This is a genomic window from Streptomyces fradiae ATCC 10745 = DSM 40063, assembly GCF_008704425.1.
GTDB lineage: Bacteria > Actinomycetota > Actinomycetes > Streptomycetales > Streptomycetaceae > Streptomyces > Streptomyces fradiae.
On record NZ_CP023696.1, the window covers coordinates 4338412 to 4363431 of the forward strand.

The following is a 25020-nucleotide window of genomic DNA, read 5'->3' on the forward strand; positions in this document are numbered from 1 at the left end:
GCGGCCCTTGCCCAGGGGTTTACTGGCCAGTAGCCTGCGCGATGTCGTCCGTACCGCCGGTAACGGCTGCCGGTGCGCCGGCGGACGGGCTGGGGGGTGTCCGGCATGAAGCGCGGACCGGTGGCGCTCACGGCCGGCGCCGTGCTGCTCGGCGAGGCGGTCGGGGCCGTACTGCTGCACCTCGTCCTCGCGTCCGTCCTGTCCGGCCAGCGGATGTCCCTGGCGGGCCTCGACCCGGACGCCATGGTCATCGGCACCCGGGCGATGGGCGGCGTCCTCGGCGCCTACCTCGCGCTGTGCGGCGCGGTGCTGCTCCGGGCGGGCGTGCGCCGCGCCGCCCCCGGCCGCTGGGCCCGCGTCCTCCTCGTCACCTGCGCGGTGACCCACGGCGTGCTGGGCGCCGTGGCCGTGGGGCTGGTGGGCTGGGGGGCCTTCGCGTGGCTGGTGGGGGTGATGGCGCTCGTGGTGCTGTGCCTCGTCGCGTACGGCGGGGACGGGGTGGGGGGATCGTACGAGGAGGGGGCGGGCCGCCCCGCCGGCGAGGACGGCCCGGCGGGCCGGGCCCCGCTGGCCGGGTGACGGCCCGGCGGGGCGCCGGGAGCCTGGCGGGCCGTCAGGTCCACAGGTCCGTGACGGCCACGTCCAGGCGGCGCAGGAGGCGGCGCAGCAGCGGCAGCGACAGGCCGATGACGTTGCCCGGGTCCCCGTCGATGCCGTCGATGAACGGTGCGGACCGCCCGTCGAGCGTGAACGCGCCCGCCACGTGCAGCGGCTCCCCGCTGGCGACGTACGCGGCGATCTCCTCGTCCGTCGGGTCGCCGAAGCGCACCAGCGTGGACGCCGTCGCGGAGGCGTACCGCTTCGCCGCCGTGTCGTGGACGCAGTGCCCGGTCTGGAGGACGCCGACCCGGCCGCGCATGGACTTCCAGCGGGCGACGGCCTCCTCGGCGTCGGCCGGCTTGCCCAGCGCCCGGCCGTCCAGCTCCAGCACCGAGTCGCAGCCGACGACCAGGGCGCCCGACGCCTCGGGGCGGGCGGCGACCAGCGAGGCCTTCGCCTCGGCCAGCGCCAGGGCCAGCTCGGCGGGGGTCGGGGCGGTCACCCGGCTCTCGTCGAAGCCGCTGACGACGACCTCGGGGGAGAGCCCGGCCTGCCGCAGCAGTCCGAGGCGGGCGGGGGAGGCGGAGGCGAGGACGAGACGACGCTGAGCACTCATGCCGCCATCGTATGCAGCCGCCCCGGCACCGGCCCGCCCGCGCCCACGGGGCCGGTGCCGGGTGGCCCGGCGCCCGCCGGGCCCGTGCCCGGGTGCGGCGCCCGCCGGCCCGGCGCACCGCGTTCGCCGACGTTCGCCGACGTACGTCGGCGTCCGTCAGCGCAGGCCGGCGGCCAGCATGCCGATCAGCATGGCCAGGGCCAGCAGCGTGCCGGCCCGGCGGAGCATGGCCTGCATGGCCCGCATCTCCTCGGGCGGTTCGTTCTCGGGGTCGGACCACAGCATCCTTCGATCCTGCGGACCACGGCCGCGCCCCGCCTGAGTACGCGTACTCAGGCGGGGCGGACGAACGGACGGCACCGGTCCCTGCGGTACTCCGCGGCCCCGCGGTGCTCCACGGCCCCGCGGTTGTCCGCGGCTCCGCGGTGCTCCACGGGCCGACGGCCCGTGGGGCACACCGGCCCGCGGAGCGCCGCACGGACCGGCGGGTCACACGGGCCCGCGCGCCGCAGGGACAGGGCCGCACGGACCGGCGGGCGCCGCACGGCGCGGCCCTACACGGGCCAGTAGGTCCGCGTCCAGGAGCGCGGGCCCGGGGACGGCGGCAGGGCCCGCGCGATGCGGGTCGGCGCCGACCAGGCGTCCGGGGTGCGCGGGCGCGTGCCCGCCGCCCCGGCGGCGGCCGTCGCCGCCGCCCGCGCCCTGACCACCGCCAGGGCGGCGGCGAGCTCCTCGGGGGTCGGGTTGCCCCGCAGGACCTTGATCATCGAAGCTCCTCACCGGGACGGGCTACAGGGGGATGTTGCCGTGCTTCTTCGGGGGCAGGTTCTCCCGCTTGGTGCGCAGCTGGCGCAGGCCGCGCACGATCTGCGCCCGCGTCTCGGACGGCATGACCACCGCGTCGATGTAGCCGCGCTCGGCCGCCGTGTACGGGTTGAGCAGCGTGTCCTCGTACTCCTGGATGAGCCGGGCGCGCAGCGCCTCCCGCTCGTCGTCCGGGGCCGCCGCGAGCGCGCGCCGGTGCAGGATGTTCACCGCGCCCTGCGCGCCCATGACGGCGATCTGCGCGGTCGGCCACGCCAGGTTCAGGTCGGCGCCCAGGTGCTTGGAGCCCATCACGTCGTACGCGCCGCCGAACGCCTTGCGCGTGATGACCGTGATCAGCGGGACGGTCGCCTCCGCGTACGCGTAGATCAGCTTCGCGCCGCGCCGGATGATGCCGCCGTACTCCTGGTCGACGCCCGGCAGGAAGCCGGGCACGTCGACGAAGGTGAGGACCGGGATGTTGAACGCGTCGCAGGTGCGGACGAAGCGCGCCGCCTTCTCGCTCGCGTTGATGTCCAGGCAGCCGGCGAACTGCATCGGCTGGTTGGCGACGACGCCCACCGGGAAGCCCTCGACGCGGCCGAAGCCGGTGACGATGTTCGGCGCGAACATGCCCTGGGTCTCCAGGAACTCGCCGTCGTCCAGGACGTGCTCGACGACCGTGCGGATGTCGTACGGCTGGTTCGCGGAGTCCGGGACGAGCGTGTCCAGCTCGCGGTCCTCGTCGGTGAGGGCGAGGTCGGCCTCCTCCGGGTACGACGGCGGCTCCGACAGGTTGTTGGACGGCAGGTAGGACAGCAGCGACTTCACGTAGTCGACGGCGTCCTTCTCGTCCGCCGCCATGTGGTGCGCCACGCCCGAGGTGGTGTTGTGGGTGCGGGCGCCGCCCAGCTCCTCGAAACCGACGTCCTCGCCGGTCACCGTCTTGATGACGTCGGGGCCCGTGATGAACATGTGCGAGGTCTGGTCGACCATCACCGTGAAGTCGGTGATCGCCGGGGAGTACACGGCCCCGCCCGCGCACGGCCCCACCACCAGGCTGATCTGGGGGATCACCCCGGACGCGTGGGTGTTGCGGCGGAAGATCTCGCCGTACATGCCGAGCGCGCTGACGCCCTCCTGGATGCGGGCGCCGCCGGAGTCGTTGATGCCGATGACCGGGCAGCCCGTCTTCAGCGCGAAGTCCATCACCTTGATGATCTTCTGGCCGAAGGTCTCGCCGAGGGCGCCGCCGAAGACGGTGAAGTCCTGCGAGAAGACCGCGACCGGGCGGCCGTCGACCGTGCCGTAGCCGGTGACGACGCCGTCGCCGTACGGGCGGTTCTTCTCCAGGCCGAAGTTGGTGGACCGGTGCCTCGCGAACTCGTCCAGTTCGACGAAGGAGTCCTCGTCCAGCAGGAGGGCGATCCGCTCGCGGGCGGTCAGCTTGCCCTTGGCATGCTGCTTCTCGACGGCACGCTCGGAACCCGCGTGCGTCGCCTCCTCGATTCGGCGCTGCAGATCCGCGAGCTTCCCCGCGGTCGTGTGAATGTCGGTGTCTTGACGCTCGGACATCGGGATGCGGCTCCCTGCCTGGTCACGTGTGGTCACGGGCTGCGTTGGCTACTGGCCCGTAGCGTATCGGCGGGGATGCCCTTCGGCAGTGCGGTCTTTGCCACACCTAGGCTGGGTTGCATGACGCCCTCCCATGGTCCAGGAACAGGTCCCGCGAGCCGCTGGAGCGATCTGGAACGGCCCCCGCTGAACGCCCCCGCGCTGCGCCGGGCGCTGCTGCGGCCGGGCTCGCTGTGGACCTCCGTCGACCTCGTGCCCGGTACCGGCTCCACCAACACCGACCTCGCCGCCCGCGCCGCCTCGCTCGCGGAGGGCGCCGTGCTGGTGGCGGAGGAGCAGACCGCCGGGCGGGGCCGCCTCGGCCGGACCTGGACGGCGCCCGCCCGCTCCGGGCTGTTCTTCTCCGTACTCCTCAAGCCCGACGTGCCGGCCCGGCGCCTGGCGTGGCTGCCGCTGCTGACCGGCGTCGCCGTCGCCACCGGGCTGGCCCGCGCCGCCGGGGTGGACACGGCGCTGAAGTGGCCCAACGACCTGCTGGTCACCGTCGGCGGCGAGGAGCGCAAGGCCGGCGGGATCCTCGCCGAGCGGGCCGGGGACGACGGGGTCGTCGTGGGCGTCGGCGTCAACGTCACCCTGCGCGCCGACGAGCTGCCCGTCCCGGCGGCCGGTTCGCTCGCCCTCGCCGACGCCGTGTGCACCGACCGCGACCCGCTGCTGCGGGCCGTGCTGCGCTCCCTGGAGGAGTGGTACGGCAGGTGGACCGCCGCCTCCGGCGACCCGGACGCCTCCGGGCTCCAGGCCGCCTACGCGGCGGGCTGCGCCACGCTCGGCCGGGCCGTGCGGGCGGAGCTGCCCGGCGACCGGACGCTGACCGGCCGGGCCGCCGCGATCGACGGCGAGGGGCGGCTGGTGGTGGCCCTCCCGGAGGGCGGGCGCGAGGCGGTGGGCGCGGGCGACATCGTCCACCTGAGGCCGGCGGACTGAACCGGGGCGGGGGCGGCGGGGCGTCCGTCCGGGGCGTCGTCCGTCCGGGGCGGCGGACCGGGCCGGGGCGGGCGGCCTGGGTCCGGCGGGATGGGGCCGGGGGCGGCGGGATGGGGCCGGGGGCGCCGGACCGGGGCGGTCGGGGGCCGTGGGGCCGGCGGACCGGGCCGGTCGGGGGCGGTGGGCCGTACGGCCGGGTGGGCGGACCGGGCCGGTCGGGCTCGGCGGGCGGGCGGTGGGGCGGGCCGTGGGCCCTCGGGCAGGGGCGGGCGGGGTGGTGGGCCGGACGCGCTCGCCCGCCGGGACGTGAGCCAGGGCACACCTGCCGTATCGTTGAGGCGACCCGCCGACCGGCGTGCGCCGAGGTGGTCGACAAGGGGGTCGACATGCGGGTCGGCGACAGAACGGCAGGCAGGGCAGTGCGTACGGATCGGGCAGGAGGCGGCCGGTGACCGTCGACGACCACAACGAGGGCGGCGCGGAGTACCCCACCCCCCACCATGTCGTCGACCACACGGCGGAGCCGACCGACAACCCCCTCGCCATCCGGCTGGAGCAGCTCATCCTCGGCGCCGAGCGGCGCTACACCCCCTTCCAGGCGGCCCGCACGGCGGGCGTCTCCATGGACCTCGCCTCCCGTTTCTGGCGGGCCATGGGCTTCGCGGACATCGGCCAGGCCAAGGCGCTGACCGAGGCCGACGTGCTGGCGCTGCGGCGGCTGGCCGGCCTGGTGGAGGCGGGGCTGCTGAGCGAGCCGATGGCCGTGCAGGTGGCCCGGTCCACGGGGCAGACGACGGCGCGGCTCGCCGAGTGGCAGATCGACTCCTTCCTGGAGGGCCTGACCGAGCCGCCCGAGCCCGGCATGACCCGGACCGAGGTGACGTATCCGCTGGTCGAGCTGTTGCTGCCGGAGCTCCAGGAGTTCCTGGTGTACGTGTGGCGGCGGCAGCTCGCCGCGGCGACCGGCCGCGTGGTGCAGGCCGGCGACGACGAGGAGATGGTGGACCGGCGGCTCGCCGTCGGCTTCGCGGACCTGGTCGGCTTCACCCGGCTGACCAGGCGGCTGGAGGAGGAGGAGCTCGGCGAGCTGGTCGAGACCTTCGAGACGACCTGCGCCGACCTGGTCGCGGCGCACGGCGGACGGCTGATCAAGACGCTCGGCGACGAGGTGCTCTTCGCCGCCGACGACGCGGGCACGGCGGCCGAGATCTCGCTGCGGCTCATCGAGACGCTGAAGCAGGACGACATGATGCCCGCGCTGCGCGTCGGCATCGCCTTCGGCACGGTCACCACCCGCATGGGGGACGTGTTCGGCACGACCGTGAACCTGGCGAGCCGGCTGACCTCGATAGCGCCCAAGAACACCGTCCTCGTCGACGGGGACTTCGCCGAGGAGCTGTCCCGTACGGGGGAGGCGCCCGCGTCGGAGGCGCAGGCGGCGGAGGAGGCGGCCCGCGCGGAGAAGGAGGGCACCACCGCGCCGGTGTACCGCTTCGCGCTCCAGCCCATGTGGCAGCGGCCGGTCCGGGGCCTCGGCGTCATCGAGCCCTGGATGCTCTCGCGGCGGGAGCCTAAGATCCCCCGTTAGACGAATGAACGGTCGTTAACCGGGAGGGTGGGCGCCATGTCCGAGCAGCAGCCGGAGCAGCGGGACGGGGAGCGGGAGCGGGACGGGGTGCGGTACGGCGAGCACGTCGTCGTGCGCCGGCACGGGTACGTGGCCGAGCTGGTCCTCGACCGGCCGAAGGCCATGAACGCGGTCTCCACGGAGATGGCCCGCTCGATCGCCGCCGCCTGCGACGCGCTGGCGGCCGACCCCTCCGCGCGGGTCACCGTCCTGACCAGCTCCCACGACCGGGCCTTCTGCGTCGGCGCCGACCTGAAGGAGCGCAACTCCTTCACCGACGCCGACCTGATGCGCCAGCGGCCGACCGCCCGCGCCGCCTACACGGGCGTGCTGGAGCTGCCCATGCCGGCCATCGCGGCCGTGCGCGGCTTCGCGCTGGGCGGCGGGTTCGAGCTGGCGCTCGCCTGCGACCTGATCGTCGCCGACGCGACGGCCGTCGTCGGGCTGCCCGAGGTCTCCGTGGGGGTCATCCCCGGCGGCGGCGGTACGCAGCTGCTCCCGCGCCGGGTCGGGGCGGCCCGCGCCGCGGAGCTGGTCTTCACCGCCCGCCGGGTGCCGGCCGCCGAGGCCGCGGGGCTGGGCCTCGTCGACGAGCTGGTCGAGGACGACGCGCGCGGCGCCGCCCTGGAGCTGGGCGCGCGGATCGCGGCGAACTCGCCGGTCGGGCTGCGCGCCGCCAAGCGGGCCCTGCGCCTGGGGCACGGGCTCGACGTGCGGGCCGGTCTGGAGGTGGAGGACGCCGCGTGGCGGTCCGTCGCCTTCTCCGGGGACCGCCGGGAGGGCGTGGCCGCGTTCAACGAGAAGCGTGCGCCGCGCTGGCCGGGGGAGTAGACATCGACAGGGGTCCTGGGGTCGGTGGGGCCCCCGGGGCCACCTGGCGTAAAGATTTCCCGTTCATGGGTTAAAAATACTGATCTCTCCCTAAGCTGAGGGAATGGGTGAGGATGTCCGGCTGCGGGCCGTGGTGGCGCTCGCGCAGGGGATGGCGGCGGCGCACACGCCGCGCGAGTGCTGGCGGGCCGCCGCGCTGGGCGCGAGCCAGGCGCTCGGCGGTACGTTCGCGGCGCTCTCGGTCTGGGAGCGGGACCTCGGGCGCCTGAGGGTCCTGGTCAACGCCGGGCAGCGGGCGCCGGGGGAGGAGGAGTTCCCCGAGGCGGAGGCGTACCCGGTGCACCGGTTCTCGGAGATCACCGAGTTCCTGCACGAGCGGTGGGCGGGCGGCGGGGAGCCCGACGCCTGGGTCGAGACGGCCGACGGCGGCCCGGCCTGGCCGGCCGCGGACCCGGGTGCGTGGCCGGGGACGGTTCCGGGGACGGAGCCGGGGACGGAGCCGGAGTCGGGGGCGGTGCCAGGGCCGGAGTCGGGGACGGAGCCGGAGTCGGGGGCGGTGCCAGGGTCGGAGTCGGGGTCCGGGCCGGGGCCGGGGCCGCGGCCGGGGTCGGGGTCCGGGGCCGGGTCCGGGTCCGGGTCGGCGTCGCGGTCAGGAGCAGGGCCGGGACCGGGCACGGGTCCGGGGTCGTGGTGGCGGGTCGCCGCGCTGCGGCGGCGCGGGCGCGGCAGCTGCGTCATCGCGCCGATCGTGCTGCACGGCCGGGCCTGGGGCGAGCTGTACGTGGCCCGCCCCGCCGGGGCGCCCGTCTTCGACCGCGCCGACGCCGACTTCGCGACCGTCCTCGCCTCGGTCGTGGCCGCCGGGCTGGCCCAGACCGAGCGCCTGGAGGAGGTCCGCAAGCTCGCCTTCACCGACCCGCTGACCGGGCTCGCCAACCGCAGGGCCGTCGACGCGCGGCTCGACGAGGCGGTGGAGCGGCACCTGGCCGACGGCTCGGTGGTCAGCCTGCTCGTCTGCGACCTGAACGGGCTCAAGGACGTCAACGACACCCACGGCCACGCCGTCGGCGACCGGCTCCTGGAGCGGTTCGGGTCGGTGCTGTCGTGCGCCGGGGCGCGGCTGCCGGGCGCGCTTGCGGCGCGGCTGGGCGGCGACGAGTTCTGCCTCGTGGCGGTCGGCCCGGAGGCGGACGAGGTGGTCGCCGTCGCGGACGAGCTGTGCGTGCGGGCGGGCGAGCTGGAGTTCGGGCAGGGCGTCGCCTGCGGGGTGGCGTCGACCGGCGACCCGATCGGCCCGGTGCGCTCGGCCCGGCGGCTGTTCCGGCTGGCGGACGCGGCGCAGTACCGGGCGAAGGCGGCCCGCTCCCCGAAGCCGGTCGTCGCCGGGCGGGACGGGGCCGTCGTACGGCTCGCGGACGCGCCGCCCGCCGCGCCGCGCGACCGCCGCCGGTTCCGCGGCGCCCGCCCCGGAGGGTGAGGCGGGCGGCGCGGAGGCGCGGCGCCGCGCCTGGGCGCGGGTGGTCGCGGCGCGCGGCGGGCCGGGGCCTCATCGAGGCGGGGAGGGAGCGCCGGGAGAGGTAGTGACACGTTGCGATTCAATCCGTAGGGTGCTGAATATGGATATGCACACTGTCGTGGTGGGGACGTCCGGTACCACCGCCGCCGACGTCATCGCCGTCGCCCGCGACGGCGCCCGCGTCGAGCTCTCCCCCGAGGCCCTCGACGCCCTCGCCCGCGCCCGGGAGACCGTCGACGCCCTCGCCGCCAAGCCCGAGCCGGTGTACGGCGTGTCCACCGGCTTCGGCGCGCTCGCCACCCGGCACATCGGCCAGGAGCTGCGCACCCGGCTCCAGCGCAACATCGTCCGCTCGCACGCCGCCGGCATGGGCCCGCGCGTCGAGCGGGAGGTCGTGCGCGCCCTGATGTTCCTGCGCCTGAAGACCGTCGCCTCCGGCCACACCGGTGTCCGCCCGCAGGTGGCGCGGGCCATGGCGGACCTCCTCAACGCGGGCATCACCCCCGTCGTCCACGAGTACGGCTCCCTCGGCTGCTCCGGCGACCTCGCGCCGCTCTCCCACTGCGCGCTCGCGCTCATGGGCGAGGGCGACGCCGAGGGCCCCGACGGCACGGTCCGCCCCGCCGCCGAACTGCTCGCCGCGCACGGGCTCGCCCCCGTCGAGCTGCGCGAGAAGGAGGGACTGGCCCTCCTCAACGGCACCGACGGCATGCTCGGCATGCTCGTCATGGCCCTCGCCGACCTGGAGACGCTGTACAAGACGGCCGACGTCACCGCCGCGCTGAGCCTGGAGGCGCTGCTCGGCACCGACAAGGTCCTCCGCCCCGAGCTGCACGCCATCCGCCCGCACCCGGGCCAGGGCGCCGCCGCCGCCAACATGCTCGCCGTCCTGGAGGGCTCCGGCCTGGTCGGCCACTTCCAGGCCGACGAGGCCCCCCGCGTGCAGGACGCCTACTCGGTGCGCTGCGCCCCGCAGGTCGCGGGCGCCGGCCGGGACACGATGGCGCACGCCCGGCTGGTCGCCGAGCGGGAGCTGGCCGCCGCCGTCGACAACCCGGTCGTCCTGCCGGACGGCCGCGTGGAGTCGAACGGCAACTTCCACGGCGCCCCCGTCGCGTACGTCCTCGACTTCCTCGCCGTCGCCGCCGCCGACCTCGCCTCCATCGCCGAGCGCCGCACCGACCGGCTCCTCGACAAGAACCGCAGCCACGGCCTGCCGCCGTTCCTCGCCGACGACGCCGGCGTCGACTCGGGGCTGATGATCGCCCAGTACACGCAGGCCGCGCTGGTCAGCGAGATGAAGCGGCTCGCCGTCCCGGCCTCCGCCGACTCCATCCCGTCGTCCGCCATGCAGGAGGACCACGTGTCCATGGGCTGGTCCGCGGCGCGCAAGCTGCGCACCGCGATCGGCAACCTGCGCCGGGTCCTCGCCGTCGAGCTGTACGCGGCGACGCGGGCCATCGAGCTGCGCCACGGGCTCACCCCGGCGCCCGCCTCCCGCGCGGTCATCGACGCGCTGCGCGCGGCGGGCGTGGCCGGGCCCGGCCCGGACCGGTTCCTCGCCCCCGAGCTGGAGGCGGCGGACGCCTTCGTACGGGACGGCGGGGTCGTCGCGGCGGTCGAGCGGGTGACCGGCCCACTGGCGTGACCGGCCCGACGGCGTGACCGCGGCGGGCGGGCGCGTCACGGCGCCCGCCCCGCGTACGGCGGCTTTCGGCGGGCCCGCGTCCGCCCGGCGTGGACGTCCGGCGGGCCCGCGCGGCGTGGACGTCCGGCGGGCCCGCGCGGCGCCTCAGAGGACCGCGCCCGCCCCGCGCCGGGTCGCGTAGGCCACGAGGCCGACGCCGACGGCGAGGAAGGCCGAGCCACCCAGCACGTACGGGGCGGTCTCCACGCCGGCGCCCGTGTCGGCCAGTCTGAGCTCCTGCCCGGCCCGGCCCTCGGAGGACGGGCCGCCGGTGGCGCCGGCGGCACCGGCGGGCGCCGCGGCGAGCTGCCGCGAGACGTCCTGGCGGGGGTGGTGAGGGGCCGGTTCCTCACCGGTGGCGTTCGCCGAGGGGACGAACCACAGGGCACCGAGCAGCGTACCGGCGGCGGTGGCGGTCAGCAGGGGTCGGCGTGCGACGGACACAGATTCAGATCCCCTTGCGGAATCGAGAATTGGGTGTTGCGCAGATGCTAGTGAACACAGCGGGTCGTGGAAAAGCCGGGGCCGTGAGCGCCTTACGCTCCGTCATATGAGCGCTTCTGAGACCTCACGGTATGTGCGACTTCGGGTGGACCTGGTGCTGGAGGTGACCGAGCGGGACCAACTGACCGACGCCGCTCTGCGACGGATCAAGGACGACGAGTTCATGCCGGAGGAGGAGCGCGCGCACGCGCGGGCGGCCGTCCGCGAGGACGAAGCGGAAGCCCTGGCGTACCTCGTCGAGCCCTTCCAGCTCGTCGGCGAGGTGCCCGGCGTGGAGCTCGTCCAGGCGTCCTGGAGCAGCGAGCGGTCCGCCTACGACCCGGACGTCGACGCCTGGCACCTCGACGAGGAGGACTTCGACGAGGAGGACGCGGACGAGGAGGGCGGCACCGGGGCTCGCGCGCGCCTCCTGTGACCCCGGCGACACCCCCGGCTCCGGCGACTCGTCCCGCGAGGGCGGGGAAGAAGACGAGGGGCGGGACGCCCGGTACGTCCGCCCCGGAGATGTGACACCCTCGAGGCTCCGGCCCCGTCAGCGCACCCGCGCACGAGTGGCCGGGGCCACCCCTCCGTCCGGGAACCGGGGCCCGGACCGGCGCGTCGGTCAGTGGTGTTCCCCACACCCTGCGCCGATCTGGAACCGGAAGGGGTGATATGGGTGTTGTCGAGTGTTGGCAGGGAAACCGCGACGATGGAGAAGCGTGTGACGACGGACGGTAAGCGGCGGGGCCTGGTGGCCGCGTCCGCACTGCTCAGCGGTGTGCTGGTACTCACGGGCTGCAACAGCGGTGACGAGGCCGGCGCCGCCGGCGGCAGCAGTGAGAGTCCGAACAGCTCACAGGCCCAGGTCGACGAGGCGGCGGCGCAGAAGACCTCCCAGGCCCGAATATCGATCTCCCCGAAGAACGGCGCGATCAACGCGTCGATCAACAACGACGCCAAGGTCACGGTCGCCGAGGGCACACTCACCTCGGTCGCGATGACGGCCCCCGACGGCACGCAGGTCAAGGGCGAGCTCGCCGCGGACGGCAAGAGCTGGCAGCCCACCGAGCAGCTGGAGCGCGCGACCACCTACAAGATCGCCGCGACGGCGAAGGACTCCGAGGGCCGCGAGGCCCACGAGAACTCGTCCTTCACCACCGTCTCCAAGGCGAACAGCTTCATCGGAAACTTCACCCCCGAGGACGGCTCCACCGTCGGCGTCGGCATGCCGGTGTCGATCAACTTCAACAAGCCGATCAGCGACAAGAAGGCCGTCCAGGCGGGCATCGAGGTCTCCTCGTCCAGCGGTCAGGAGGTCGTCGGGCACTGGTTCAACTCCCAGCGCATCGACTTCCGCCCCGAGCAGTACTGGACCGAGAACTCCACCGTCACCCTGAAGCTGAAGCTCGACGGGGTGGAGGGCGCCGACGGCGTCTTCGGTGTCCAGCAGAAGACCGTCACCTTCAAGATCGGCCGCAACCAGGTCTCGACCGTCGACGTCGCCACCAAGACGATGAAGATCGAGCGGAACGGCAAGACGGTCAAGACGATCCCGATCTCCGCCGGCTCCCCGGAGACCCCGACCTACAACGGCCAGATGGTGATCTCCGAGAAGTTCAAGGAGACCCGGATGAACGGCGCCACCGTCGGCTTCACCGACGACGACGGCAAGGGCGAGTACGACATCAAGGACGTCCCGCACGCCATGCGGCTCTCCACGTCCGGGACGTTCATCCACGGCAACTACTGGGGCGCCGACTCCGTCTTCGGCAACGCCAACACCAGCCACGGCTGCGTCGGCCTCAACGACGTCAAGGGCGCGGGCGACCCGAAGCAGCCGGGCGCCTGGTTCTACGACAACTCGCTCATCGGCGACGTGGTGATCGTCAAGAACTCCAAGGACAAGACGATCGCCCCGGACAACGGCCTCAACGGCTGGAACATGAGCTGGGCCGACTGGAAGGCCGGCTCGGCCCTCTGACCCACCCGGCCCGGCACGGGAAGGCGGCGGCGCCCCGAGAGGGGGCACCGCCGCCTTTCCCGTGGGTGGCCCCAGGCCGCCGCGGCGACGGTCACCCCTCTGCGGGTGCCGCCCCGACCGGGCGGGTCCGGATCGCGCGCCTCACGTCTCACACGCCCGCCGAGCGGCGCACCGCGAAGCCGCTGCGCCGACTCGGCGGTGAGCGTCACGGGGACGCTATCGCTCGCCCCGACCGGAAGAGCGGGGGCCGCGGCCGGAGCCGCCGACGGTCTCGTGACCGCCCCCACTCTGGGAGGCCGCGTGCTGGTTCAGCACCTTCATGATCTCCGAGGCCAGCACATCTGCCAGCGTCGGTGCGAGGGATTCCGCCAGCGCGGTCGCCAGGGTCTGCGCGAGCAGGACCCGTTCCAGTTCCGTGGAGCGGGAAGGCGGCTGGGAAAGGAACGCCACGGCCGCTTCCATCAGGGCTCCCGCCAGTGGGTCCTTCCTGTGCTTGGCGCCGTTGCCGGCAGGGGGGATGCCGGCATCGCGCACGATCTCCTCGAAGATCTCGTCGACGAAAACCTCCAGGGGATCCCGTTCCGATTTGTCGCCGGACTCAGCTGCCATTGTGTTTCCTCAGGTCTTCGGTTGCCGTACGGGGCCTGCCCCCCGATGCCGGCGACCGCCGGAACCGGGGGGCAGAGTGTCGCTGCCTGCCGTCAGCGGCGCATGAGCGCCGCGAGGAGGAGGGGGTGCTGGATCAGCGGCTCGCCGCGCTCCTCGCGGCGGCGGCGCATGAGCGCTGCCAGGAGGAGGGGGTGTTCGATGATGGACTCCTCGCCGCGTTCCTCCCCGCGGCGGCGCATGAGCGCCGCGAGCAGGAGCGGGTGCTCGATGAGCGACTCCTCGCCGCGCTCCTCGCGGCGGCGGCGCATGAGCGCTGCCAGGAGGAGGGGGTGTTCGATGATGGACTCCTCGCCGCGCTCCTCCCCGCGGCGGCGCATGAGCGCCGCGAGCAGGAGGGGGTGCTCGATGAGCGACCCCTCGCCGCCCTCCCCGCGGCGGCGCGCGAGCGCCGCCAGGAGGAGGGGGTGCTCGATGATCGGTTCCTCGCCGCGCTCCTCACGCCGGGACAGCAAGGCTGCCATCAGAAGCGGGCCGAAGGCGGATTCCTCGCCGAACTCCTCTTGGCCCCCTCGGCCTTCTCACGAGTGGGAGTCTCCGTCGCTGCCGTCATGGATTCCTCTTTCCTCGACGCATGACTCGGCGGAGCGCTCGGCTGGCACAGTGCCCCGCGATCCGCCCTTCAGCGTGATCGTCGAGGTGCGTGAGACCGGCCGCATCTCGACTGTGCTCCGTCTGGCCGCAGGGCTCCGCCGGTGTTCCTGGCGGTGCCAGGGCCTGACGTCGAGGCGGGCCCAGCCGCGCATCCGGCGGCCGTGAGCGGGTCCGCCGGGCTGTGGCCCGCCCCGCCGGGAGTCCCCGCCCCGTGCACCACACCCAGCGGCTCGGGCTCCGGCACTGCCCGGAGCACCGCGACCGTCGGCCGTACCTTCGCCGGCTCACCGGTGAGACGACGACGCCCCCGGCCCGCGAGAGCGCGGGCCGGGGGCATCACGAGGAGGCGGCCGGACCAGTCGTCGACCGGGGCGATGCCGGTCAGGCGGGAGCGGCCCCGGTTCGCCTGGGACGGGGCGTCATGCCGGGCGGACACCATCGGCCCGCGCCACCCCCACCGGGCAGGAGACGCCCGTGCCGCCGATGCCGCAGTAGCCGGCCGGGTTCTTGTCCAGGTACTGCTGGTGGTACGGCTCCGCCGGGTGGAAGGGCAGGTCGGCCGCCGGGCGCAGTTCGGTGGTGATCGTGCCGTACCCGGAGGCGGTCAGGACCCGCTGGTACGCCTCGCGGGAGGACTCGGCCGCCGCAGCCTGGGCGGGGGAGTGGGTGAAGACCGCCGAGCGGTACTGGGTGCCCACGTCGTTGCCCTGGCGGTACCCCTGCGTGGGGTCGTGGGCCTCCCAGAAGACCTTCAGCAGCTCCTCGTACGTCACCTTCGCCGGGTCGTACACGACGCGCACGACCTCCGTGTGGCCGGTCAGGCCGGAGCAGACCTCCTCGTACGACGGGTTCGGCGTGGAGCCGCCCTGGTAGCCGACGAGCGTCGTCCACACGCCGGGCGTCCGCCAGAACGTCCGCTCCGCGCCCCAGAAGCAGCCCAGGCCGAAGTCGGCCACCTCCAGGCCCTCCGGGTACGGGCCGAGCAGGGGCGTGCCGAGGACGGTGTGGCGGTCCGGGACGGTGAACTCCGGCTCCGGGCGGCCCTTCAGCGCCTGCTCGGGCGTGGGCATCTCCGGCGTGCGGCGGTACAGGAACATGGCGGGTCTCCTCCGGAAGGGGGCTCCCAGGCACAACGTCCGCCGCCCCCTCCGGGATTCCTCAGCGCCCGCGCGCCCCGCGCACCGCCTTGTCCCGCCAGCGGCAGTAGTACGCGACCGGGTCCGTGTAGTCGGCCCACGGCCACGCGCCCACGTATCCGTCCACCAGACGGAACTGCTCCAGCGCCGCGTCGAAGCGGCCCTGCCGGGCCAGGAAGTACGCCAGCAGGTGCCGCGTCCCCGGCAGGTCCGGGTGGTCCGGCGGGGCCGCCGCCGCGTCCGCGAGCGCCGCGTCCACCAGCGCCACCAGCTCCGGCGCCCGGTAGTCGCGCGCCTTCCCCTCGCGACCGCGGTGCTCCCACCAGGCCAGCAGCGGCAGCGTCCGCAGCAGCGTGCCCGGCGGCGCGGAATCCGCCGCCACCCGCGCGAACCGCACCGCCAGCTCCTCGGAGCCGTGCCACTTGGCGCACCAGTACTGGAGCGCCGAGCGGTGCGCGCCGGGGTGGTGCGGGGCCCGGTCGGTGATCTCCTTCCAGATCCGGTGCATCTTCTTGTGCGGGTAGTTCAGGCCGAGCGCCGTGCTGATCTCGACGATGTACGGCGTGGGGTCCTCCGGGGCCAGCTCCGCGGCCCGCGCGACCTGGTCCCGCGACCGCGGCAGCACCTCGAAGAAGCCCGCGAACCGCTCCGCCGACGTGTTCTTCGCCCAGTCTCCGCCGCGCATCAGCCATGCCAGGCAGACCGTCGACGAGGCCCGCACCACGGCCGCGTCCGGGTCGTCCGGGAGGGCCGCCTCCCACGCCTCCAGCCACGCCCCGTCGCCCTCGGCGGCGGCCTCGCCGAGGAAGCCCGCGTACCGGGAGCGGCGCGACCAGTCGCGGCCCTCCCGCGTCGCGGCCATCAGCCGGGCCGCCGGCTGCCAGTCGCCCCGCGCGGCGGCGGCCAGCGCCCGCTCCAGCCCGGGGTCCGGGGCGGCCAGCATCGTGTTCTGCCGTGCCGCGGGCAGCAGGCCCAGCGCCTGGGCCTCCCGCTCCGCCCCGGCCTCGCCCCGCGAGGGCGCCGCGCCGTTGAACCGCCGGTACGCGGCGACGGACACGGCGACGGCGCCGGTGATCACCAGGATCCGTACGAGTTCCAGGCTCACGCGGGCACCTCCCCGGCACCGGCGGCGTCCCCGGCGCCGCCGGACCGCCCGGACGCGGCGGCCTCCGCGGCGTTCACGGCCGACTCGTCGCGCATCCGGCAGAACTCGCCGGCCGGATCGCCCCGGTACCGCCACGGCAGCGCGTCCACGTACCCGTCGACCAGCCGGAACTGCTCCAGCGCCGGCTCCCACCGCTCCTGGAGGTACAGGTAGTACGCGAGCAGGTGCCGCACCTCCGCGAGGCGCGGGTGGTCCGGGTCGGCGGCGGCCGCGTCGGCGAGCGCGGCGTCCACGGCCGCGTACATCTCCGGGGTGCGGTCCACGTCCGCCGAGTCCGAGTCGTCGTGCTCGAAGTGCGCGATCAGCGGGAACACCTTCATCAGCGTGCCCGGAGGCGCCGCGGCCGCCGCCTTCACCGCGAAGGCCCGCGCCAGCTCCTCGGAGCCGCGCCACTTGCCGCACCAGTACTGGAGCGCCGAGAAGTGCGCCTCGTAGTGGTGCGGGTCGCGGCTGGTGATGTCCCGCCAGATGCGGTGCATCTCCTCGTGCGGGTAGCCCAGGCCGATCGCCGTCCAGATCTCGCCCACGTACGGCGACGGGTCGCCCGGCACCGCCAGCTCAGCCGCCCGCGCGTGCTCGTGGCGGGTGCGGGCCAGCGTGCGGTGGAAGCCCTCGAACTGCTCCGAGGACGTGTACTGGGCGCGCTTCGCCCCGCGCACCTTCCACGCCAGGAACACCGAGCCGCGGGCCCGTACGAGCGCCGCGCCCGGATCGTCGGGGCGGGCCGCCTCCCAGGCCGCCAGCCAGGCGTCGTCCTCGGCGGCGACGTCGGCCAGCTTCTCCACGTACGCGGTGCGCCGCTCCCAGTCGCGGGCGGCGGCCGTCCCGTCCAGGAGGGCCGCGGACGGCTCCCAGTCGCCCGCGCGGGCGGCGGCGAGGGCGACGGTCAGCGCCTGCGGCTGCGGCGCGGACAGCTTGGTGTGCTGCCGCTCGGGGGCCAGCAGGCCGAGGGCGGCGACGCGCTCGGCGGCCTTCGCGGCGGCCTCCTCGGCGCCGGGGTCGGAGCGCCAGCCTTCGACGGCGCCCTCGATGATCGCCTTGAGGAAGTAGACGCCGGCCACCAGGACGAGGAGGGCGACGGGGGTCAGGACGACCCAGAGCAGGATCTTCACGTGTGGTGCCTCGGGGGCTCGGGGGGCTTGGGGGGCTTGGGGGCTTGGGGGGCTTGGGGGGCTCGGGGATGGTGGGTGGGGTGAGCGGGCGGGTGGGGGCGGCCGTCAGGCCGCCAGCAGCCGGCGCAGCGGGGCCGTGTCGGGGCGGTCGGCGACCGCCGCGTCGAGGGCGGCCGGCAGCTCGTCCTCGAGACCCGGCGGCATGCGCAGCGACGCGGGCCGCGACCAGGACAGCTCCCAGCGGGCGCTGCCGCGGTCGGCCAGCTCGCCCGCGACCATCCGCGCCAGGCCCCGGCGCAGCACCGGGCGGGCGAACTCGCGGGCCACGCGGCCCTTCGCCGCACCGGCCTCCTCGGACTTGGGCAGCCGGTCCGCGATCTCCCAGCCGACGCCCAGGTCGAGCGCGTTCAGCAGGGCGTCCAGCGAGCCGTCGCCGCCGGCCACCGCGGCGGTGGCGCGCCGCAGCGGCTCGGCCTCCCGCGCGGAGTGCCCGGTCATCGCGGTGTGCACCAGCTCAGGCCAGTCCACGCGGCGCATCCGCAGCGCCTGCGGGGTGAGCGTCGTCCGCTCGACGGCGACCATCGCCGTGCCGGGGTCGGACAGCAGCCCCAGCGCGGGCGTCGCGGGCTCGGACGCCCTGCCGTCGTCGGGCAGGGCCTCCAGGCGGGCGACGCGCTCGGCGATCGGCGGATGCGAGTCGTACGGGGACGAGGGCTCGTCCGGCAGGTCGCGGCGCAGCTCGGCCAGCTCCCCGGTGCGTGCGGCGAGCAGGTGGCGGAAGCCGCCGACCACCTCGCCGGGCGGCGGCAGCAGACCCGCGTCGACGCCGAGGGTGGCGTAGCAGTCCAGGTAGAAGCGGTGGGCGGAGTCCAGGGCGGGGAGCTCGCGCAGCGCCGACGCCGTCGCGTCACGGCCCGCGATGCGCGCGGCGGCCAGGTCGGCGGCCAGCTCCTGGCGGCGCGAGCCGGCGAGCGTGGCGCGCAGGTAGAAGTGGCCGTACGCCCGGTACAGCCGCGCCATGGCCCGGTAGGTGAGGCCGGCGCCGGTCGTGTCGACCTCCTTGGCCTTCCCGCCCTTGGCCACCTTCTTCGCGTTCTTCCTCTCCTGGCGCTCCCGCTCCTTGGCGACCTTGCCGCCGGCCCGCTCCTCGAAGTCGGCGATGGTGCGGGCGACCTGGACGCGGCCCCGGACGGTGATCGCGGACAGGCGGGTGTCGGAGTTGCCGTAGTGGCCCATCTCGTGGGCGAGGACGGCGCGCAGCTGTGCCTCGGTCAGCCCGGCCATCAGCGGCAGGCCCAGGTAGAGGCGGCGGGTGCCGCCGAGGAGGCCGAGCAGCCGGGCCTCCTCGGCGACGGCCGCGTTCACGTCGCCGGTCAGCCGGATCTCGTCGGGCGCGCGGGTGCCGACCTGCCGGGCCAGCTCCCGCACCTCCTGCCACAGGCGGGGCTCCTGCTCCCCGGTGACGGGGACGCCGTGCGCGGCCTCGCCCTTCGGGGTGCGCAGCATGAACATGCCCCGTACGACCGGCACGGCGAGCAGGGCGCTCACGACGTACACCTTCAGGGCGAGGCTGCTGGGCGCCCAGAGCGCCGCGGCCCAGTCGAGGCCCGCGAGGACGGCGAGCAGGGCGATGCCGAGCAGGTAGAAACCGGAGAGCAGGAGCAGGGCGCGCAGCGCGCGCACGGAAGCGCCCATCGGGCAGGTCCCCCCACGGGTGGAAAGAGGCATGACAAAGGGACGTGGGGGGAAGCGGAGTATCACCTGCCGGCGGGGCGGATCGCAACCGTGTTCTATGCGGTGGGACGCGCGGGCCGCCCGTTCACCGGGCCGCCCGCCCGTCCGCCGGGCCGCCCGTCCGTCCGACGGGCCGCCCGTCCGTCCGTCGGGCCGCCCGTCCGTCCGTCGGGCCGTCCGCCCGTCCGTCGGGCCGTCCGCCCGTCCGCCGGGCCCCGCCCGTCCGTCCGTCAGTGCGGCAGCGTCGCCGGGCTGCCGCCGTTCGCCTCGTACCCGGCCACCGCCAGCGCCCGGTACAGCGCGTACTGGGCCGCCGGGTCCTCGCTCACGGTCCACGGCAGCGCGCCCACGTGCCCGTCGACGTGCACGATCTGGTGCATGGCCTCGCTCCAGCGCTGCGCGCCCACCAGGAAGTGGATCAGCAGATGGCGTACGTGCGCCAGCATCGGGTCGTCCGGACGGGCCGAGTGCACCGCGTACAGCGCGCCCTCCATCGCCCGCGACACGACCTGCGTGCCGTAGAAGTCCCGGACCATCGTCAGGTCGTCCACGTGCTCCCACACCGCGAACAGCGGCAGCGCGGCCAGCAGCGAGCCCTGCGGGGCGCGCGCGGCGGCGGACTGGGCGAACCGGTCGGCGTCCGCGCGGGAGCCGTGCCACTTCTCGCACCAGTAGTGCAGCGCCGCGATGTGCGCCCCCATGTGCTGCGGGCTGCGGTCGATGACCTTCGCCCACACCTGGTCGAACTGCTCGTGGGTGTAGCCCAGGCCCCGCGCGACGGCCAGCTCCACGATGTACGGCACGGGGTCGCCCGGCGCCAGCAGCGCGGCCTCCCCGCACACCGTCCGGGCCTCCTCCAGGATGATGCGGAACTCGTCCGTGCCCACCGCCGCCGTACGCCACGCCTGCTGCACCAGGAACTCCGCGTGCACGGCCGCGCCGCCCGCGTCCTTCGGCGCCTCGGCCCGCCACGCCCGCAGCCACGCCCCGCCCTCGCCGGGGCGCTGCGCGAGCTCCAGCGACGCGGCGCCCGCGAACGCCTGCACCCGCTGCCAGCGCACCTCGCCCTCCTTGGGGGTGCCGGCCAGCAGCTGGGACGCGGCCCGCCAGTCCTGGGTGCGCTGCACCACGTCGAGCACGTCCACCAGGTCCTGGTCGGGGCCCGGCATGCGGACGTCCAGCAGTTCCTGCCGCACGAAGCCGTACGCGAGCGGGTCGGCCGCGTCGGGCGCGCCCGGCTCGGTCAGGCGGATCCCGCCGGAGCGGCGGCGCAGCAGCCAGGGCGCGGCGACCGCGGCGATCAGGCCGACTGCCAACAGGAACCAGAGAATCTCCACCATGCGCCCATTGTCCCGGACGGCCGCCGCACCCGGAGGCGCCGGCCCACCGGGGCGCCCGCGGACCCGCCGGGCCCCGGCGCCGCGTCCGCCCCGCGCACGCCGCCCCGTACCGTGCCGGGTCGCGTCCCCCCCGGCACACGCCGCCCCGTGCCGTGCCGGGGCGCCGCCCCACCGCGCCGGGGCGCCCCCGCGCACCCCGCCGGCGTCCGGGCGCTCCTGCGCACCCCGCCGGTGCCGGGGGCGGCCATGGCTCCGGGCGCGGTGCGCGGCGCGGCCGCACTACGCTCGCTCCATGAGCGACGAGCACATCCACCAGAACTTCGAGACCCGCGCCATCCACGCCGGCAACACCGCCGACCCGCTGACCGGCGCGGTCGTCCCGCCCATCTACCAGGTGTCCACGTACAAGCAGGACGGGGTGGGCGGCCTGCGCGGCGGCTACGAGTACAGCCGCAGCGCCAACCCGACCCGGACGGCGCTGGAGGAGAACCTCGCCGCTCTGGAGGGCGGCCGCCGCGGCCTGGCGTTCGCGTCGGGGCTCGCCGCCGAGGACTGCCTGCTGCGCGCGCTGCTCGTCCCCGGCGACCACGTGGTGATCCCGAACGACGCGTACGGCGGCACGTTCCGGCTGTTCGCGAAGGTCGCCTCCCGCTGGGGCGTCGAGTGGTCGGTCGCCGACACCTCCGACCCGGCGGCGGTGCGGGACGCGCTGACCGACCGCACCAAGGCGATCTGGGTCGAGACGCCGTCCAACCCGCTGCTCGGCATCACCGACATCGCGGCCCTCGCGGACGTGGCCCGCACGGCCGGGGTGAAGCTCGTCGTGGACAACACCTTCGCCTCGCCGTACCTCCAGCAGCCGCTGGCGCTCGGCGCCGACGTCGTCGTGCACTCGCTCACCAAGTACATGGGCGGCCACTCCGACGTCGTGGGCGGCGCGCTCGTCACGGCCGACGAGGCGCTCGGCGAGGAGCTGGCCTACCACCAGAACGCCATGGGCGCCGTCGCCGGCCCGTTCGACTCGTGGATCGTGCTGCGGGGCATCAAGACCCTGGCCGTCCGCATGGACCGGCACTGCGCCAACGCCGAGCGCGTCGCGCGGATGCTGGTGGAGCACCCCGAGGTGACGCAGGTCCTGTACCCGGGGCTCCCGGAGCACCCCGGCCACGAGGTCGCCGCGAAGCAGATGCGGGGCTACGGCGGCATGGTGTCGTTCCGCGTCGCGGGCGGCGAGGAGGCGGCCGTCGCCGTGTGCGACCGGGCGAAGCTGTTCACGCTCGGCGAGTCGCTGGGCGGCGTCGAGTCGCTGATCGAGCACCCGGGCCGCATGACCCACGCCAGCGCGGCCGGCTCCGCGCTGGAGGTCCCGGCCGACCTGGTGCGGCTCTCCGTCGGCATCGAGAACGTCGAGGACCTCCTCGCCGACCTGCGCCAGGCCCTGGGCTGACCCGCGGGGCGGCGGCCCCCCGTCCGGGGGCGCCGCGTCACCACGGCTCCAGCGGCGGCGTCGTCCCCATGGGCGGCGCCGCCCACGGCTGCGCGGTGTACGCCCAGGCCGCGAACGCCACGGCGGCGCAGCCCGCCAGGACCCACAGCGCCCAGCGCCGCCGCCGCTCCCGGCGCCTCATCCGCCTGCCGTACGCCTCGGCGCGCGCCCGCAGGTCCGGCGGGACGGGCGGCCGGGCGGCCGCGGCCAGCAGCCGGGCCACCTCCCGCTCCTTGCGGTCCCGCGCCCCGCTCACCCCGCCACCCCGCTCACCCCGCCACCCCGTCCGCCCCGGCCGTCCCGTCCGCCCCGGCGCGCCCGGCCGCCCCGGAGCCCGCAGCGGACCGGGACCCGGCGTCCGGCGCGGGGTGCGGGCGCGCGGGAGCGGGCGCGCTGCGCAGGGCGCCCACCCCGCGCAGGAACAGCTCCCGGACCCGCTCCGCGGACAGGCCCATCAGCGCGGCGGCCTGCTCCTCGTACAGCCCCTCGTGGAGCCGCAGCACCACCGCGAGCCGCTCGCGCGGGGCCAGCCGGGACAGCGGCCCGCCGCGCCCCCGCCGGTACCGCCGCGCCTCGCGCGCGAACCGCTCGGCCAGATCCCGGCGGGCGTACACGTACGGGTCGTCGCCGTACGGGTCGCCGCCGCGCAGCCGGTCCCAGTGGGCGTACGTCGTGCCGAGCGCGGCCGTCAGCAGCCGCAGGGCGTGCGGGTTGGCGCCGGGCGGCTGGACGGGCTCGCTCGTCAGGAGCGTCGCGACGTGCAGCAGCCGGCCCGCCGTCCCCGCCACGAAGGCGCCGAACCCTGAGTCGTCCGCGGCCACGCCCTCATCACAGACCGCCCGGCACCGGCCGTCAAGGGCCCGCGCACCGGCGGTGTGCGGGCGCCCCGTCTCCGAGGCCGGGCGTACGGCACGCCCAGGTCCGGGCGGTCCGGGCGGTACGCGGTCGACGCCCGGCGTACGGGACCCGGCGCCGGGCGGCCGACCGGCGACCGGACGGCCGACCGGTCAGGCGGCCGGGTCGCGGCCGGACGACCGGCCGGTGCCAGGCCGGTGTCAGGCCGGTGTCAGGCCGGGTCGGAGGGCTCGCGCGGCGCCGCGGGCTGGACGCGGCCCTGCCGGACCGACAGGGCCGAGTTGAAGCGCGTGAGCAGCGTGCAGAACGCCTCCCGCTCGTCGGCCGTCCAGCCCTCCGTCACCGTCGCCATCAGGTCGCGGCGGGAACTGCGCACCTCCTCCAGGCGGGCCTGGCCGCGCGGCGAGAGCTGGAGGACGACCGCGCGGCCGTCCTCGGGGTGCGACGTCCGCTTCACCAGGCCGGTGTCGACGAGCGGCGCGACCTGCCGGGTGACCGTGGAGGAGTCGATGCCCATCCCGGCCGCCAGCGCCTTCACCCCCATCGGGCCCTCCTGGTCGAGCCGGTTGAGCAGCAGATAGGCGGCGCGGTCCATCGAGTTGCGGAGCTGACCCGTCCCACCGAGGCGGGTCTGCTCGGCCCGCCGGGCGAAGACGGCCACCTGGTGCTGGAGGGCATCGAGGAGGCCGGTGTCGAGATCAGTCGTCATGTCCTGGGAAGTGGGCATGGCTGGGGGCTCTCTCGTGCGGCGGTCGTTTCGGTGGGGGACAGAGTACGCGGAGTGCAGCCCGTACGTACCGGCGCTGCGCGAAGGAGATGCCGTACTCCGGGAGCTGCGAGACTGGCGCCATGAGCTTCCGCACCGCCCGCCCCTCCCGGCACGTCATGCTCGACGACGTGAGGGGCGCCCAGAAGATGCTCTCCGGGGTCGCGCGGACGACCGCGCTGGAGGGCAGCAGGCACCTGTCGCGGCTGGTCGGCGCTCCCGTCCACCTCAAGTGCGAGAACCTCCAGCGGACCGGTTCGTTCAAGCTGCGCGGCGCGTACGTGCGGATCGCCGGGCTGCGCCCCGAGGAGCGGGCTGCCGGGGTGGTCGCCGCGTCGGCCGGCAACCACGCGCAGGGCGTGGCGCTGGCGTCGTCCCTGCTGGGCGTGCGGTCGACGGTGTTCATGCCGGTCGGCGCCCCGCTGCCGAAGGTCGCCGCGACCCGCGAGTACGGGGCCGACGTGCGGCTGCGCGGCCACGTGGTCGACGAGTCCCTCGCGGCCGCGCAGGACTACGCCCGCGACACGGGCGCGGTGTTCATCCACCCCTTCGACCACCCGGACGTCATCGCCGGGCAGGGCACGGTCGGCCTGGAGATCCTGGAGCAGTGCCCCGAGGTCCGCACGGTCGTCGTCGGCATGGGCGGCGGCGGCCTCGCGGCGGGCATCGGCGTCGCGGTGAAGGCGCTGCGGCCCGACGTGAGGGTGGTCGGCGTGCAGGCCCGCTCGGCCGCCGCGTACCCGCCCTCGCTGGCGGCGGGGCGGCCGGTGGCGGTGGACTGCGGGCCCACCATGGCGGACGGGATCGTGGTCGGACGGCCGGGGGACGTGCCGTTCGGGCTCGTCCAGGAGGTCGTGGACGAGGTCCGCACGGTCTCGGAGGACGCCCTGTCGTCGGCGCTGCTGCTCTGCCTGGAGCGGGCCAAGCTGGTGGTCGAACCGGCGGGCGCGAGCCCGGTCGCGGCGCTCCTGTCGGACCCCGAGGCGTTCGAGGGCCCGGTCGTCGCCGTGCTGTCGGGCGGCAACATCGACCCGCTGGTGCTCCAGCGGGTGCTGCGCCACGGCATGGCCGCGGCGGGGCGCTACCTCAGCCTGCGGCTGCGCCTGCCCGACCGGCCGGGCGCGCTGGCGAACCTGCTGGGCGTGCTGACGGTGGTGGACGCCAACGTCCTGGACGTCGGCCACGTCCGGACCGATCCGCGCCTGGGCCTGACGGAGGTGGAGGTGGAGCTCCACCTGGAGACGAAGGGCGCCGAGCACTGCGCCGAGGTGCGGCACGCCCTCCAGGAGGCGGGCCACACGATCCTCGGCGACTGACCGGGCGGGCGCGGGTGGCCGGGGCCGGCCCCGGCGGAGCCCCCGGCCGCACGCCCTCCGCGCGCCGCGCCCGCCGTACGCCCCACCCGGCGCCGCCCGCCGCACCGCCCGCCACGCGCCGCGCCGCACGCCGCGCCCACCGT

25 protein-coding genes are annotated in these 25020 nt (G+C 75.6%); 10 read left to right on the plus strand and 15 right to left on the minus strand.

Features of this window, described 5'->3' with window-relative positions; translation table 11 throughout:
• The first annotated feature begins 105 nt into the window (after window positions 1-105).
• Window positions 106-579, plus strand: coding sequence for a hypothetical protein (locus CP974_RS19515; RefSeq protein ID WP_051839714.1), 474 nt, complete (start codon window positions 106-108; stop codon window positions 577-579).
• Window positions 580-613: 34 nt separating this feature from the next.
• Here the strand turns inward: CP974_RS19515 and CP974_RS19520 are convergent, their stop codons facing one another.
• From CP974_RS19520 to CP974_RS19530, 4 genes are all read right to left on the minus strand, one after another.
• A complete protein-coding gene (locus tag CP974_RS19520; protein ID WP_031133948.1) occupies window positions 614-1216 on the minus strand; it encodes a nucleoside triphosphate pyrophosphatase in 603 nt (200 codons plus the stop codon).
• A 156-nt stretch (window positions 1217-1372) separates the two neighbouring features.
• Entirely contained in the window at window positions 1373-1501 is a 129-nt protein-coding gene (mmpB, locus tag CP974_RS30730) for a morphogenic membrane protein MmpB (protein WP_085921180.1), read from the minus strand.
• 269 nt (window positions 1502-1770) lie between these two features.
• Window positions 1771-1983, minus strand: coding sequence for an acyl-CoA carboxylase epsilon subunit (locus CP974_RS19525; RefSeq protein ID WP_031133950.1), 213 nt, complete (start codon window positions 1981-1983; stop codon window positions 1771-1773).
• A gap of 22 nt (window positions 1984-2005) precedes the next feature.
• Window positions 2006-3595: an acyl-CoA carboxylase subunit beta gene (locus CP974_RS19530; RefSeq protein WP_031133952.1), complete on the minus strand. Its 1590-nt coding sequence runs from the start codon at window positions 3593-3595 to the stop codon at window positions 2006-2008.
• A 120-nt stretch (window positions 3596-3715) separates the two neighbouring features.
• Between CP974_RS19530 and CP974_RS19535 the strand changes: the two genes are divergently transcribed.
• The 5 genes from CP974_RS19535 to hutH all read left to right on the plus strand — a co-directional run bounded on the left by CP974_RS19535 (window position 3716) and on the right by hutH (window position 10201).
• Entirely contained in the window at window positions 3716-4579 is an 864-nt protein-coding gene (locus tag CP974_RS19535) for a biotin--[acetyl-CoA-carboxylase] ligase (RefSeq protein ID WP_031133954.1), read from the plus strand.
• Window positions 4580-5027: 448 nt separating this feature from the next.
• Window positions 5028-6167, plus strand: coding sequence for an adenylate/guanylate cyclase domain-containing protein (locus CP974_RS19540; protein ID WP_031136690.1), 1140 nt, complete (start codon window positions 5028-5030; stop codon window positions 6165-6167).
• Between the two features lie 36 nt (window positions 6168-6203).
• Complete coding sequence (locus CP974_RS19545) at window positions 6204-7037, plus strand: enoyl-CoA hydratase/isomerase family protein (protein WP_051840084.1); 834 nt, start codon at window positions 6204-6206, stop codon at window positions 7035-7037.
• A gap of 103 nt (window positions 7038-7140) precedes the next feature.
• Window positions 7141-8514: a GGDEF domain-containing protein gene (locus CP974_RS30370; RefSeq protein WP_223844463.1), complete on the plus strand. Its 1374-nt coding sequence runs from the start codon at window positions 7141-7143 to the stop codon at window positions 8512-8514.
• A gap of 145 nt (window positions 8515-8659) precedes the next feature.
• The gene (gene hutH / locus CP974_RS19565) at window positions 8660-10201 is read left to right on the plus strand and encodes a histidine ammonia-lyase (protein WP_031132232.1); all 1542 of its coding nucleotides are present in this window, start codon (window positions 8660-8662) and stop codon (window positions 10199-10201) included.
• Window positions 10202-10345: 144 nt separating this feature from the next.
• On the opposite strand, the gene CP974_RS19570 is transcribed toward hutH, so the two are convergent.
• On the minus strand, window positions 10346-10684 hold the full coding sequence (locus tag CP974_RS19570; protein ID WP_031132233.1) for a hypothetical protein: 339 nt from the start codon (window positions 10682-10684) through the stop codon (window positions 10346-10348).
• 106 nt (window positions 10685-10790) lie between these two features.
• On the opposite strand from CP974_RS19570, the gene CP974_RS19575 reads away from it, so the two are divergent.
• Both CP974_RS19575 and CP974_RS19580 read left to right on the plus strand, forming a co-directional pair.
• Window positions 10791-11159 (plus strand): hypothetical protein, encoded by a 369-nt coding sequence (locus tag CP974_RS19575; RefSeq protein ID WP_162887745.1) that lies wholly within the window; start codon window positions 10791-10793, stop codon window positions 11157-11159.
• 276 nt (window positions 11160-11435) lie between these two features.
• The gene (locus CP974_RS19580) at window positions 11436-12707 is read left to right on the plus strand and encodes a L,D-transpeptidase (RefSeq protein WP_031132235.1); all 1272 of its coding nucleotides are present in this window, start codon (window positions 11436-11438) and stop codon (window positions 12705-12707) included.
• Window positions 12708-12923: 216 nt separating this feature from the next.
• Here the strand turns inward: CP974_RS19580 and CP974_RS19585 are convergent, their stop codons facing one another.
• The 7 genes from CP974_RS19585 to CP974_RS19615 all read right to left on the minus strand — a co-directional run bounded on the left by CP974_RS19585 (window position 12924) and on the right by CP974_RS19615 (window position 20451).
• Window positions 12924-13316, minus strand: coding sequence for a hypothetical protein (locus CP974_RS19585; RefSeq protein ID WP_031132236.1), 393 nt, complete (start codon window positions 13314-13316; stop codon window positions 12924-12926).
• A gap of 92 nt (window positions 13317-13408) precedes the next feature.
• A complete protein-coding gene (locus tag CP974_RS19590) occupies window positions 13409-13828 on the minus strand; it encodes a hypothetical protein (protein WP_150485834.1) in 420 nt (139 codons plus the stop codon).
• 558 nt (window positions 13829-14386) lie between these two features.
• Complete coding sequence (msrA, locus tag CP974_RS19595; protein ID WP_031132238.1) at window positions 14387-15064, minus strand: peptide-methionine (S)-S-oxide reductase MsrA; 678 nt, start codon at window positions 15062-15064, stop codon at window positions 14387-14389.
• A 61-nt stretch (window positions 15065-15125) separates the two neighbouring features.
• A complete protein-coding gene (locus CP974_RS30735; protein ID WP_051839488.1) occupies window positions 15126-16208 on the minus strand; it encodes a hypothetical protein in 1083 nt (360 codons plus the stop codon).
• The gene (locus CP974_RS19605; RefSeq protein ID WP_051839491.1) at window positions 16205-17380 is read right to left on the minus strand and encodes a hypothetical protein; all 1176 of its coding nucleotides are present in this window, start codon (window positions 17378-17380) and stop codon (window positions 16205-16207) included. The genes CP974_RS30735 and CP974_RS19605 overlap by 4 nt, the downstream gene beginning before the upstream one ends.
• A gap of 105 nt (window positions 17381-17485) precedes the next feature.
• On the minus strand, window positions 17486-19075 hold the full coding sequence (locus tag CP974_RS19610; protein ID WP_031132241.1) for a M48 family metalloprotease: 1590 nt from the start codon (window positions 19073-19075) through the stop codon (window positions 17486-17488).
• 269 nt (window positions 19076-19344) lie between these two features.
• Window positions 19345-20451 carry a hypothetical protein gene (locus tag CP974_RS19615; protein ID WP_031132242.1) on the minus strand — a complete coding sequence of 369 codons (1107 nt, stop codon included), beginning with the start codon at window positions 20449-20451 and terminating at the stop codon, window positions 19345-19347.
• Between the two features lie 295 nt (window positions 20452-20746).
• Between CP974_RS19615 and CP974_RS19620 the strand changes: the two genes are divergently transcribed.
• Window positions 20747-21901, plus strand: a complete 1155-nt coding sequence (locus tag CP974_RS19620) for a cystathionine gamma-synthase (RefSeq protein WP_031132243.1) — start codon at window positions 20747-20749, stop codon at window positions 21899-21901.
• Between the two features lie 37 nt (window positions 21902-21938).
• Here the strand turns inward: CP974_RS19620 and CP974_RS19625 are convergent, their stop codons facing one another.
• The 3 genes from CP974_RS19625 to CP974_RS19635 all read right to left on the minus strand — a co-directional run bounded on the left by CP974_RS19625 (window position 21939) and on the right by CP974_RS19635 (window position 23522).
• Window positions 21939-22196: a hypothetical protein gene (locus CP974_RS19625; protein ID WP_031132244.1), complete on the minus strand. Its 258-nt coding sequence runs from the start codon at window positions 22194-22196 to the stop codon at window positions 21939-21941.
• A 13-nt stretch (window positions 22197-22209) separates the two neighbouring features.
• Entirely contained in the window at window positions 22210-22761 is a 552-nt protein-coding gene (locus CP974_RS19630) for a sigma factor-like helix-turn-helix DNA-binding protein (RefSeq protein ID WP_031132245.1), read from the minus strand.
• 245 nt (window positions 22762-23006) lie between these two features.
• Window positions 23007-23522 (minus strand): MarR family winged helix-turn-helix transcriptional regulator, encoded by a 516-nt coding sequence (locus CP974_RS19635; RefSeq protein ID WP_031132246.1) that lies wholly within the window; start codon window positions 23520-23522, stop codon window positions 23007-23009.
• A gap of 122 nt (window positions 23523-23644) precedes the next feature.
• Between CP974_RS19635 and ilvA the strand changes: the two genes are divergently transcribed.
• Complete coding sequence (ilvA, locus tag CP974_RS19640; RefSeq protein ID WP_031132247.1) at window positions 23645-24877, plus strand: threonine ammonia-lyase; 1233 nt, start codon at window positions 23645-23647, stop codon at window positions 24875-24877.
• The last annotated feature ends 143 nt before the right edge of the window (window positions 24878-25020 follow it).